Raw genomic sequence first — 11,475 nt, forward strand, 5'->3', positions numbered from 1 at the left:
TTTTTAGCCCTCCCTACTTTTCTTAGCACCGCTTGGAACCTTGCTTCTCTCAACTTCTGCAACAACAAAGCTCAGACTCGCGGCGATAGCAAGGGATAATATCGCTCCGTATCCAAGCACCTTCATCGTCACTCCAAAGTTTGGCAACCCTCCGTAGGAATAAGACAGCAAAATAGAACTCATCAACACATACACTCCGAATATCAACCCCCACAAAGTTGGGAGGTGTCGCATATTTATCACCAATAATATTTAACGATGTTTATCGGTTAAATATTTTTCCATTGAAAATGATGATGATATGCCAATTCAGGAAGAATTTAAATAGCTGCCGGGAAATTTAACCCTGTGAAGAGGTTAATAGAGGTGGAAGAGGCAAAAAAGCTTCTTGAAACGATTAAACTCCCCGTTGAAAAGAGAGAAGTTTTTGTTCTCGATGCGGTAAACAAATTCTCGGCTGAAGATGTCTTTGCTCCAATAGATCTTCCGCCTTTTAACAGATCCACAAGAGATGGCTATGCTGTTTTAAGCGAGGACGTTGTAAACGCTTCAGAAACGAGTCCGGTTAAGCTGAAAATAGTGGAGTCGATAGAGGCTGGAGAGTTTAAGAGGGTGAGAATTTCCTCTGGAGAGTGTGCGAAAATTGCTACTGGAGCGATAATTCCGGAAAACAGTGATGCGGTGGTTATGATTGAGAATTGCGAAGAGAAGGAAGGATACGTTTTCGTTAAGAAAGCTGTAGCTCCCAAGGAAAACGTCATGCTCAAAGGATCAGATGTAGCTGAAGGGGAGTTGGTTGTTAGGGAAGGTGAAAAGCTAACTCCATAGAAAATAGGTCTTCTTTCTGGACTGGGATTGAGGAAAATCAAGATCTACGATTTGAAAGTAGCTGTATTTAGCACGGGAAATGAAATTATCCTTCCGGGGGAAAAGTTAGAACATGGAAAAATTTTCGATGTAAATGGTTTCGCAATAGTTACCTCTCTTCGCAATCTCGGTTTTTCTGCAGAGTTTCTTGGAATATTGAAAGATGACGTTGAGGAGATGAAAAAGAAACTTGCGGAAGCTTCGAAAGAGTATGACGTCTTAATAACCTCCGGAGCGACATCAGCTGGAGAGAGGGATTTGCTCGTTGAGGCTGTTAAAGACGTTGGCGAAATCGTTTTCCACGGTGTTAGGATAAAGCCGGGAAAGCCTTTTCTGGTTGCTAAAATTTCCGACTCAATTCTCTTCGGACTTCCCGGATTTCCAGTCTCCGCTTTGACGATTTTACACGAGTTCGTCAAACCGGTTTTACTCAAATCCGTTAAAGCTCGGGTGGAAAATCAAATTGTAGAGGGGGTTGTGGCTAAAAGGATATACTCCGAAGGGAGAAGGGAGCTTCTTCCGGTTGTGGTTGCGGGAAAAAGGATTTTTCCTCTGGAGAAAGGATCTGGAGCGATAACATCTTTAACCAACGCTTCTGGCTATTTGGAGATAGCTGAAAACGAGGAGGTTATTGAGAGGGGAGAGAAAAGAAAAGTTAGGATTTTCTCCAAGACGTACGATTTCGTTGTGGCTGGAGTCGACTTGTTGAAGTTGCTCGATCTAAACTCCTTTTACCTCACATCCGATCAGAAACTTGCGAAGGTTGAGTTTGCTTTGGGAAACGTCGATGCGGTTGTAACCCTCGGAGAAAAGTACGAAGTTGACGTTATCTTTGCTGGAAAAGATGGCAAAATTGGCAGCGTGGAAGGTTACGAGCTTAAATCAGAAATTGAATTCAGGGACCACTTCCAGATGTATCATGCTTTGAGAAGGGGAAAGATAGATGGAGCTTTGTTCCTTAAACCCTTCGCCGAGAAACTTGGAGTGAGGGGGGAGAAAGTAAGCTCTGTGAGGCTCGATGTAATTTCGAGGGATAAAAAGCTTGAAGAAGAAATTTTAAGACTGCTGTCTTTTCAAAAAGATTAGCGCTGCGACAAAGAACCCAACTGACGAGAGAAGGAGGTAGAGGTACTCTCTTTCATCGAACCCCTTCTTAAAATCTCTAAGAAATTCTTCGGCAAGCTTGTCAGCAAGCTTTTCATCTTCGATTTTTAGGGCAATTTCTCTGTTCAACTTTAATCCGTACTTGTTTAGGTTGGCTGAAGTTATTAGCACCGAACTGTCGGAGATCAAATACTTTCCGTGAATTTTCGGATTTTTGAGCTTTTCAACTTCTATTCCGTATTCTTCCAAGAACTCAAGATCTCCGTAGCTCACAAGAATCTTCACGTCCACCCCTCTCTTGGAAGCGTTCAGAATCTCATCAAGTAGCGGAGTTCCGTTGAAATACTCGAAATCCAGAGTTGGAGCTGTCACGTACAACCTCTTTTTCGCAGATCTTATAAAATCGAACACGGGATTGTTTTCAGGCATAACGTAGAGAGCAACTTTCCCGCTGAAATCGAAAGACTTGCCTTTTCCTCTTTCAACCTTAACGTAATTCTTAAAGCTCTTTGGCTGAGCAGAGTACTTCAAATCGTTGTAAAACAGCTCTTTTAACGCTTCTGATATTTTCTCACTATTAAATTCGACCACAATTCCCCTCTTGTCCCATTTCCAGTTTTCGGTGGTTATGACGACTTTATTTCCAACTACAGCAAACTTTGCATGGAAGTTTCTGTAAACCTTCGATTTGAGGTAGTAAACCTTGTTATTTTCCTCAAGCATCTTCACGTTCAGGGGAATACCTCCAACTGGGGTGGAATCAACTGCGAAGGTAAAATTCCCTTCGAAGCTTTCGGTGTCGTAGATCGTGTAGGCGTAAACTATTCCCTCCCCTTTCAGCCTGTAATCGCACGGACAGAGGATTAACCTTCCGGAAACTTCGTCTTCAATTGGCTCGAAAGAGCTCCAGCCTTCGTATCTAAAATCCCATTTACCTCTCTCCTTGAAATATATCACTCCCTCATCGAGATAGATCCACGCCCAGTTGAAGTATTCGACGGAGTTTTCTTCGATAAGTGCTATAAGCTCACCGTTGTTGGACAGGGAAACCCCCTCAGCGTCTGGATAGAATCCGAACTTGTTTTTGAAGGCTGTTGAATTTTTAGCAATGTAATGAATTCCTTTTTCAAATTTCATCTCCTTCTCGAAGTCTGTGAAAGTGCAGTTGCTGTTGCAGAGAATTTTAACGTATTCCTCCTCCTCGTTGAAAGGATTTGGATAGACTTCGAGTATCTCGGCTGAAGCTGGGTAAAGTAGAAGCGCTAAGAGAATGAAAATTCTCATACTCCGAGTTCTTTTCTAAGTTCGCCGATTGTAGCCCTCCTCTCAGCTATAACGTCGTGCTGGTGAATGCTTTCCTCGTTAAGCTGTCTTAAGTAAACTTCTGCATCGTCTGGAGCGTCTTTGAACGTTTCAACTAATGCCTTAGCCATCTGCCTCACGCTGTCCTCAACGAACATTGGCTTGAAGTGGGCTTTTTCAACAACCTCAAGCTCGTCACTCCTCTTCAAAATCTCGAAAACCTCGTAGCTCATAGAGCTTTTAGCGATTCTTATGAGATCTTCTATTCTCGGTCTAAATTCCTTTCGGGATTCTATCATGATGAGCGCCCTTCCTCTCTGATTGTGAGAGGCAAACGGGATCAACTTTACAACTTCAGAAAGCTCTTCTTCGCTGAGTATCTTTTCAAGTCTCCTTACGGTATTTGCTCTAACAAGCTCCTGAGCGCAAGGGCAGACGGTGATGCCGTAAACTTCCACACCAACCATAACTTTCTCTTCTCCATTTCTCCTTTTTTTAGCGTTGCAGAATATGTTAACGACTTCCTGCGTTTTTATTTCCGACGCCGGAGTTCTTTTTCTCATTATGAGTTCAGCCCTCATCCTCACTTCAGCCTCATCTGCGTATTCGTGTCTCTCAAGAAGCTCGTCGGTCATTCTTAAAACGAGATCTTCGACGTTTTCCACGGGTTCCCAAGTTATTCTCTCTATGACTTCATCCACAGCTTCGAAATTCCTGCTCAAATTTACCCCTTTTCTGCTTGAGGGTAGGTTGACAAAAACGTCGAAGGTGGAGATGAGTATGATCGGTCTTTTTCCTTCCCTCTTAACCTGAACGAGCTTTTTTATTCCCCTCGCCCCGACTCTACTCAAGCCTATCGGTATTTCTGGTTCAAGCGTTTGTACATCCGGTAGCATCAAATTGCACTCCGCAAGATTCTATTTAAGGTTACCGAATTCTTTTCATCTTTTTCGATTGTTTTCTGTAAAATTCGAAACCTTTTTTGTCGACTAAGTGAAACTCGAAGGGATGATACAAGGGGAGCTCCTCCTCTATTTTTGCTAAAATTTTTGCTCTTTCTTTCAAACTTTTTGGGACTTTATCTGATACTATCAACAAATCTACATCACTTCCTCCTGTAAATTCGTCAAGAATGCTTCCAAAAACGTATATTTCGCAACTTCCCAAAACTTCCTCACATTTTTTGACTATCTTAGGTAGATGCTCCTTGTACTTTTTTAGAAGTTCAATCCGGGGATATACTATCGACAAACTTTATCACCTCTTTTGCAAGAGAGAATAGAAGTCTTGCGTCATCCTCTTCAAACTCTTTTGGAATGTACCTGCTCTCAATGTATGCGCTTTCCATCATTCTTATCTCTGCTCTCTTTTTTTTGATAAACTCATTGACATCTTCCTCTCTACTTGTAAGTCTTGCCAATATTCCGAGTAGTTCCCTTATGGAGTGGGTTCTTGGTATTTCTCCACTAATCTTTAAAATTTTGCTCTTTAAATACAGCTGTACTGCCTGTTCAGAGCTAAAACACGAGAGGGCATAATGACCTTCATTGAGTTGTATTTCAGCATATTTAAGAAATTCCAGTGATCTGTTTTTCAATATCTTGTACTCCGAAATGCTCACACTTGAGGTTATTTAAAGGAAATATAAAAAAGTTTAGGATAAGAAATCCTCTGGCTTAGGAATTTCGAGCTTCAACCCTTTTCTCTTTCTGACTTCCATTATGAACTCTTCAACGAGATTCGGTGGAACTGGCTCGAATCCTGCAAATTCTGTGCTCCAGATTGCTTTGCCCGAAGTTGCGCTTCTTATCGCTCCAGCGAAACCGAACATTTCCTTCACTGGAGCTTTAGCCACTATCGTCACCATGTCTCCTTCGGTGTTTATCTCGATTATCTGTCCTCTTCTTCCTTGCAGCTCTCTTGTCACATTTCCGAGCATGTCCTGAGGAACTGTTATGAAGACTTTCTGGTAAGGTTCAAGCAATGTCGGCTTCGCTTGAAGCATCGCGGCAAATATTGCTGACCTTACCGCTGGAATGACTTGAGCTGGTCCTCTATGGACAGCATCTTCGTGAAGCTTCGCATCTACGAGCTTAACTTTTAATCCCATGCAGGGCTCTCTTGCTAAAGGTCCAGCTCTCATCGCATCTCTAAAACCTTCAAGAATTAGCTCCATAGTTTCGTTTAAATACTGCAAACCTTTCGTCACGTCGACGAATATGTTTCCTTCGAAATACTCTTGAACTCCGGCAGCTTCTTCTCCGCTCAATCCAGCTTCTGTCAGTATCTTCCTCTTCGTGCTTTTGTCGGTCTTTTTCAAATCGATGAGTCCTTCTTTGAACACCCTTATTACTTCCGGTGGACATGGCTCCACGACGATGTAGAACCTGTTGTGCTTGTTCGGAGACTTTCCTTCCACAACTGGCGATGTTGTCGTGACTGTCTCTCTGAAAACAACTATCGGCGGGGAAGTTACGACTTCAAGTCCGTACTCTCTCCTTATCTTCTCGACTTTAACTTCTAAGTGCAGCTCTCCCATTCCGCTTATTAAGTGCTCTCCGGTCTCTTCGTTCAGGGTTACGTGTAGCGTTGGGTCTTCTTTAGCAAGCTTTCTCAAAACTTCTATGAGCTTTGGCAGATCTCTTGGATTTTTAGCTTCGATAGCCATCGTCACCACTGGCTCGCTGAAGTGCTGTATCGACTCGAAAGGCTCCATTTCCTCAACTGACGTACAGGTGGATCCAGCAGCAGCGTCTCTAAGTCCGACGACAGCCACTATGTTTCCGGCTGGAACCTCCTCGACTTCCACCCTCTTCGGTCCCATGAATAGACCGACCGTCTGCACTCTATTTTTGGCCCTTCTATCTATTATGTATAGATCCATCCCCGGCTTTAGCGTTCCGCTGAAAAGTCTTCCTACGGCAATCTCTCCAGCATGTGGATCTGCGACGATCTTCGTTATCATCAAAGCTACTGGACCGTTGGGATCGCAGTTGAGCATAGCCTGTCCGACTTTGCTGTTTATGTCTCCCTTCCATATCGTCTTTATTCTCTCCTTCTGAGCCTCTATGGGTGAGGGTAAATGCCTTACGACCATATCGAGAACGACAACATGAAGCGGACTCTTCTTAGCTAAGGTTTTCCACTCATCGTTTTGCAAATATTCATAAACTTCCTTGAATCCTACTCCCGTTTCCTTCATCGAAGGAACGCTTACCGCCCAGTTGTACAGAGCTGATCCAAAAGCTACACTTCCATTGGTAACGTCAAGCTTCCACTCGTTGTATTTTTCTGGCTTCATTACTTTAATGAGCTTGTTTACTTCAGTAATAACCTTCAACAACCTCTTTTGCATTTCTTCTGGAGTAACTTCCAACTCTCTTATAAGCCTGTCAACCTTGTTTATGAACAAAACGGGCTTCACGTTCTCTCTCAAAGCCTGTCTGAGAACCGTTTCTGTCTGAGGCATCACTCCTTCGACGGCATCCACAACTACAATAACTCCGTCAACAGCTCTCATCGCTCTCGTCACTTCTCCTCCGAAGTCGACGTGTCCTGGAGTGTCTATGAGGTTTATCAAGTATTCGTTTCCTTTGTATTCGTGAACCATCGAAACGCTTGCAGCGTTTATGGTAATTCCCCTCTCCCTCTCCTGCTCATCGAAGTCCAAGTAAAGCTGTCTTCCAGCTAATTCTTCGCTGATCATTCCGGCTCCAGCTAAGAGATTGTCTGAAAGTGTCGTTTTTCCGTGGTCTATGTGCGCTACTATTCCCATGTTTCTGATCCTCTCTGGCTTGTACATCAGCTCCTTGATCTTGTCGACCATTTTCTTCGCTCTCATTTACATCACCTCGCCGATTTAGCGACTCTCTCAACCTCCTCTTTCTTAGCTATAGCGTAGCTCCTGCTTTCGTTATTCGCTGCAGCTATTATCTCATCGGCTAAAGCTTGAGCGATGCTCTTCTTGGATTTGAAGGCTGCAAGTCTCGCACCTTCGGCAATATTCCTTAAAGCAACATCAAGTCTTCTCAAGCTGGAAGTATCTACGGCTTTCGGAACGGCGATACCTCCGTATTTGAGTCTGACAACTTCTTCCCTTGGACCAGCGTTAACGAGAGCATCAACCAACACTTGCAATGGGTTTTTCTTCGTTTTCTTTTCTATTATCTCGAAAGCTTCCTTCACGATGTTGTAGGCGAGTATCTTCTTTCCAGTGTTTCTTCCTTTCCTCATCACCTTGTTGATTAGTCTCTCAACTATGAACACTTTCTGCTTTCCAAAAGGCTCGTTAGCATGCCTTCCGTGAGTGTGGGGCACAACTCTTGGCTCTAAGCAGATGTAGTTTTTCAAAGCTGGGTCCTTAACCTCAACCTCGAAGGGGTCGTACTTTCCGAATACCAAAAGCTCTTCTTTCGTCAATCCGTACTTCATTAGATCACCTCAGAGGCTTCTCCTTCTTACCCTTCCAAAGCTCCTTAAGGCTCGTTCTGTTGACTTTGATAACCTTGAATCTAACTCCCGGGATGTCTCCCATCGATCTACCCATTCTTCCTCCTATCCTCTCCACTATAACTTCGTCATGCTCGTCGATGTAGTTTATCGCACCATCTCCTGGTACGAAGGCTGTTATCTGCTTTCCGTTTTTGATTAGCTGCACCCTCACAGCTTTTCTTATAGCAGAGTTCGGCTGACGAGCCTCAATACCTACTTTTTCAAGCACTATCCCTCTTGCCATTGGAGCCCCTTCGAGAGGGTCGGCTTTCACGTTAAGTTCGAGTACTCTTCTCACGTACCTCTTATCGCTCCACCTGAACTTCTTCCTATTTTCGATGAGCTTTCTTGCAGCGAATAATCCTCTTCCCATATTCTCCACCTCCCTACTTCACGATCACATCTTCAATATCGTGATGTCTCCTCACGAGTTCTTTAGCTTTGTTTATATTTTTTCCGCCCTTCCCTATAACGAAACCCTTGTATTGAAGGGGTGCGTAAACGTGAGCGATCTTTTTTCCACCTTTATTAATTATCTTTACTTTGACGTTAATCGGCTTGAATATGTTTTTTATAAATTCTTCAGGGTCCTCGCTGTGCTCCACTATCTCTATCCTCTTCCCTATAATTTCCTTAGCTTTCTCAACGTTTATACCTCCTTTTCCTATAGCCAATCCCATGTCTCCTTTCCTGACAACGAGAACGACTTTGTCATCGTATATTAGGCAATCCTTAACGTTCGCTCCGGTAAGACTCTCGAACAGCGTCATAATTCTAATACTCTCAGTTGTGAGTTTGACTTCCATAAAAACACTCTCCTAAAAAATTAAGTGAGTAAAATTTCCGATTCTCCCTCATCTATTATTGCTAACGCAGCCACACTAAAAGGTTTACCGCACAAAGCTCCGAGCTCCATGTTAGTCTTGTCGACTGTAACGATCTTCACGTCGTACTTCCTCAGCTTTTCCAGCACTTCTTTCGGGCAGTTCTTCGCAACTATCACCATTTTAGCCTCTCCTTTCCTTGCGGCTTTTATCGTTCTTTTACTTCCCAAGTAAACCTTTCCGGTCCTCAAAGCCTTTCTCAAAGCCTTTTCTATATCTACCTTCATTTACTTCCCCCCAGCTTTAACACGAGCTCCACATCTCCAGTACCGAGCTTAATCGGCTGTCCGACTATTATGTTCTCAGTTATACCATTCAGCTTGTCAACCTCTCCTCTCACAGACGCTTCTAATAAATTGTTTACGGTCATCTCGAAAGCAGCTCTTGCCAATATGCTTTGCTTCTCTCCAGCAACACCGTGCCTTCCTATCTGCTTTAATTCTCCGTCAGCAGTCATAGCGTCTGCTACGAGCATTATATGTCTCACATCAACTTCTAAACCCTGCTCTTCGAGGGTTGCCAAAGCCTCGTTTATCACTGCATTTCTCGCAGCCTCAATTCCGAGAACTTCGTAGATCTCGTAAATGTTGTTCGTTATCGTCCTCGTGAAGTCCACACCCTTCACTTTCATAACCTTTTTCAGATTTGAGCCTTCCGTGTAGAGAACGTATTCATCACCCTCCTTTCTGATTATGACTCTCTTTATCTCCTTAATTCCAGCTATCACGAGCTTTCGAACTTTGTCGAAGGTGTCCATGAGCTTCTTGTAGGACGGCTCCTTAATCTGGATTATTATCTTTCCGTCCTCTTCGAAAACCTCCTCTTTGACGCTCTTTTCAATTTTCTTTAGAACGTCCGCAAACTTCAGATCTTTCTTTTCGAGAGCTTTGGGGTCTGGAGTTACTATTATCCTCATGTTTCTCAGATCCGTGGCTATATCTGCAACGTCGTTCACTGTTGTAGCTTCAATTCTGTTTGCAACTTCTCTGGCTTTTTCTCTGTCTTTAGCGTACTCTGGAAGAAGTCTGATGGTCATCATTGGTGTCGATGGATTTTTTCTAACGTCGAGAATCTCTATAAGCCTTGGTAAACCAAGAGTAACGTTTATTTCAGCTACTCCAGCATAGTGGAACGTTCTCATCGTCATCTGAGTTCCCGGCTCTCCTATAGATTGCGCCGCAACTATACCAGCAGCTTCTCCCGGCTCCATCAAGTTTTTCATGTAAACTTCGTAGCACTTCTCGATAATTTTCTTTGCAGTTTTCTTATCCACTTTTCTCCTCTCAAGCTCTTCTACAATTTCTTTTTTCAACTCCTCTGGGAGAGGATAATCTTTAAAAATTTCCTCGTACATGTTAACCCTCCTTCTCGGCTAAAACCTCTTTAATTATCCTTTTTACGTCCACACCTCTTCCTCTGAAGCTCTTCATCGGATCAACACCATCTTCACCGTATTTGAATTGTACGATAATTCCCGAGGTTTGTTCTCTAACGGTTCCGTCGTACTCCACCTTCAGATCCTGAAGAGCGTTTATCAACCTTCTTTGCAAGTATCCCGACTGCGAAGTTCTGACGGCTGTATCGACAAGCCCCTCTCTTCCTCCAACAGCGTGGAAGAAGAACTCCACCGGAGTTAAACCCCTCTTGTACGAGCTCCTAACGAACCCTCTTGCCCTCGCTCCAAGGTCTCCCGGCTTGAAGTGGGGCAAAGTTCTGTTGCTGTATGCGTAGCCTCTCCTAATTCTCTCTCCTCTGACGGACTGCTGTCCTATACAAGCTGCCATTTGCGTTAGGTTCAGCATCGATCCTCTTGCACCGCTCACAGCCATTATCACTGCCGCATTGTCCATTCCGAGGTACTGGCTTGCGATTTTACCTGCCTGATCTCTCGCCTTTCCTAATACCTGCATTATCTTCATCTCAAGAGTTTCCTCCAAGCTTCTTCCCGGCATTGGTTCAAGATTTCCTGCTTTGTAAGCTTCTATTAGCTCTTCTACTTTCTTCTCTGCCTCGTTCATGATCTCTTCGATCTGCTCCCTTGCCTCCTTCGGAATGTCTTCGTCGTCGATTCCGACAGTAAATCCGAAGAACATTATCGCTCTTATCGCCAACTGGGTCATGTTGTCTATGAACTTTTTAGCTTCCTCGGTTCCGTATTTTCTTACTATTTCATCGATTATAATTCCCTTAAAAGCTCCTACAGCCTTTTCATCTATCGTTCCCTTAATCAGCTCACCGTTCCTTATCACAACATATGCGTCGTGGGGACAGTTTTCGCCTTCGCACTTCTCGCATCCCTGACAGATCTCGGCTTTGAACTCAAGGGTTATGTCTGGAAGAATCATGCTGAAGATTTGCTTTCCTGTCCATTTACCATCGTATTTGGGTTCCGGAATCTTCTCTACATTTATCGGTCTGATGAGCTCCATTACCTCCTCTTTGCTGAAAAGCTTCTCACCTCTCGTTAGCAGGTACAACCCGGAGATGTGATCGTGAATTCCCCCTATAATAGGTCCTCCAAATCTCGGAGAAAGTATGTGCTCCTGCACAGCCATTAGAATCTTGGCTTCAGCCTGAGCTTCGATGCTCTGAGGAACATGCAAGTTCATTTCGTCTCCGTCGAAGTCTGCGTTGTAGGGTGGGCAAACAGCCGGGTTGAGTCTGAACGTCTTGTACGGTAGCACTCTAACGTAGTGAGCCATTATGCTCATTCTGTGCAGAGAAGGCTGACGGTTGAACAGAACTATGTCTCCATCTTTAAGCTGCCTTTCCACGATCCATCCGGGCTCAAGCTTCTCAGCTAATTCCTCTCTGTTAGCATCGATGA

Annotated in this window: 13 protein-coding genes and 1 pseudogene; 2 read left to right on the plus strand and 12 right to left on the minus strand. The window is 43.9% G+C overall.

Annotated elements, in window-relative coordinates; translation table 11 throughout:
• Nucleotides 1–3: 3 nt before the first annotated feature.
• Entirely contained in the window at nt 4–183 is a 180-nt protein-coding gene (locus tag F7C14_RS05410; RefSeq protein WP_290900644.1) for a hypothetical protein, read from the minus strand.
• 165 nt (nt 184–348) lie between these two features.
• Here F7C14_RS05410 and F7C14_RS05415 point away from each other — a divergent pair, with 165 nt between their 5' ends.
• Both F7C14_RS05415 and F7C14_RS05420 read left to right on the plus strand, forming a co-directional pair.
• Complete coding sequence (locus tag F7C14_RS05415) at nt 349–828, plus strand: hypothetical protein (RefSeq protein ID WP_290900645.1); 480 nt, start codon at nt 349–351, stop codon at nt 826–828.
• A 27-nt stretch (nt 829–855) separates the two neighbouring features.
• Entirely contained in the window at nt 856–1,953 is a 1,098-nt protein-coding gene (locus F7C14_RS05420) for a molybdenum cofactor synthesis domain-containing protein (RefSeq protein ID WP_290900647.1), read from the plus strand.
• On the opposite strand, the gene F7C14_RS05425 is transcribed toward F7C14_RS05420, so the two are convergent.
• The 11 genes and pseudogenes from F7C14_RS05425 to F7C14_RS05475 form a co-directional block, all read right to left on the minus strand.
• Complete coding sequence (locus F7C14_RS05425; RefSeq protein ID WP_290900649.1) at nt 1,924–3,255, minus strand: phosphatidylserine/phosphatidylglycerophosphate/cardiolipin synthase family protein; 1,332 nt, start codon at nt 3,253–3,255, stop codon at nt 1,924–1,926. The two genes, F7C14_RS05420 and F7C14_RS05425, sit on opposite strands and share 30 nt — an antisense overlap.
• Complete coding sequence (gene mptA, locus F7C14_RS05430) at nt 3,252–4,169, minus strand: GTP cyclohydrolase MptA (protein WP_290900651.1); 918 nt, start codon at nt 4,167–4,169, stop codon at nt 3,252–3,254. Before mptA ends, F7C14_RS05425 begins: the two co-directional genes overlap by 4 nt.
• A gap of 31 nt (nt 4,170–4,200) precedes the next feature.
• Nucleotides 4,201–4,524 (minus strand): nucleotidyltransferase domain-containing protein, encoded by a 324-nt coding sequence (locus F7C14_RS05435; protein ID WP_290900653.1) that lies wholly within the window; start codon nt 4,522–4,524, stop codon nt 4,201–4,203.
• A complete protein-coding gene (locus tag F7C14_RS05440; RefSeq protein ID WP_290900656.1) occupies nt 4,499–4,894 on the minus strand; it encodes a HEPN domain-containing protein in 396 nt (131 codons plus the stop codon). The genes F7C14_RS05435 and F7C14_RS05440 overlap by 26 nt, the downstream gene beginning before the upstream one ends.
• 33 nt (nt 4,895–4,927) lie before the next feature.
• Nucleotides 4,928–7,114: an elongation factor EF-2 gene (locus F7C14_RS05445; protein ID WP_290900658.1), complete on the minus strand. Its 2,187-nt coding sequence runs from the start codon at nt 7,112–7,114 to the stop codon at nt 4,928–4,930.
• A 5-nt stretch (nt 7,115–7,119) separates the two neighbouring features.
• The gene (rpsG, locus tag F7C14_RS05450) at nt 7,120–7,704 is read right to left on the minus strand and encodes a 30S ribosomal protein S7 (RefSeq protein WP_290900660.1); all 585 of its coding nucleotides are present in this window, start codon (nt 7,702–7,704) and stop codon (nt 7,120–7,122) included.
• Nucleotides 7,705–7,708: 4 nt separating this feature from the next.
• Complete coding sequence (locus tag F7C14_RS05455; protein WP_012965270.1) at nt 7,709–8,137, minus strand: 30S ribosomal protein S12; 429 nt, start codon at nt 8,135–8,137, stop codon at nt 7,709–7,711.
• Nucleotides 8,138–8,150: 13 nt separating this feature from the next.
• Nucleotides 8,151–8,570, minus strand: a complete 420-nt coding sequence (locus F7C14_RS05460; protein WP_290900662.1) for a NusA-like transcription termination signal-binding factor — start codon at nt 8,568–8,570, stop codon at nt 8,151–8,153.
• 20 nt (nt 8,571–8,590) lie between these two features.
• Entirely contained in the window at nt 8,591–8,875 is a 285-nt protein-coding gene (locus F7C14_RS05465) for a 50S ribosomal protein L30e (protein ID WP_290900664.1), read from the minus strand.
• On the minus strand, nt 8,872–10,002 hold the full coding sequence (gene rpoA2, locus F7C14_RS05470) for a DNA-directed RNA polymerase subunit A'' (RefSeq protein ID WP_290900666.1): 1,131 nt from the start codon (nt 10,000–10,002) through the stop codon (nt 8,872–8,874). The genes F7C14_RS05465 and rpoA2 overlap by 4 nt, the downstream gene beginning before the upstream one ends.
• 1 nt (nt 10,003) lies before the next feature.
• A pseudogene (locus F7C14_RS05475) lies at nt 10,004–11,475 on the minus strand (DNA-directed RNA polymerase subunit A'); the annotation flags it as partial.

Source organism: Ferroglobus sp. (assembly GCF_015521575.1).
Classification (GTDB): Archaea; Halobacteriota; Archaeoglobi; order Archaeoglobales; family Archaeoglobaceae; genus Ferroglobus.

Bases quoted from the DNA above. Each gene is read 5' to 3' on its own strand.
- rpsG (WP_290900660.1), bottom strand. From the start codon at position 7,704: ATGAAGTACGGATTGACGAAAGAAGAGCTTTTGGTATTCGGAAAGTAC.
- F7C14_RS05455 (WP_012965270.1), bottom strand. From the start codon at position 8,137: ATGGGAAGAGGATTATTCGCTGCAAGAAAGCTCATCGAAAATAGGAAG.
- F7C14_RS05460 (WP_290900662.1), bottom strand. From the start codon at position 8,570: ATGGAAGTCAAACTCACAACTGAGAGTATTAGAATTATGACGCTGTTC.
- F7C14_RS05465 (WP_290900664.1), bottom strand. From the start codon at position 8,875: ATGAAGGTAGATATAGAAAAGGCTTTGAGAAAGGCTTTGAGGACCGGA.
- F7C14_RS05410 (WP_290900644.1), bottom strand. From the start codon at position 183: ATGAGTTCTATTTTGCTGTCTTATTCCTACGGAGGGTTGCCAAACTTT.
- F7C14_RS05425 (WP_290900649.1), bottom strand. From the start codon at position 3,255: ATGAGAATTTTCATTCTCTTAGCGCTTCTACTTTACCCAGCTTCAGCC.
- F7C14_RS05445 (WP_290900658.1), bottom strand. From the start codon at position 7,114: ATGAGAGCGAAGAAAATGGTCGACAAGATCAAGGAGCTGATGTACAAG.
- mptA (WP_290900651.1), bottom strand. From the start codon at position 4,169: ATGCTACCGGATGTACAAACGCTTGAACCAGAAATACCGATAGGCTTG.
- rpoA2 (WP_290900666.1), bottom strand. From the start codon at position 10,002: ATGTACGAGGAAATTTTTAAAGATTATCCTCTCCCAGAGGAGTTGAAA.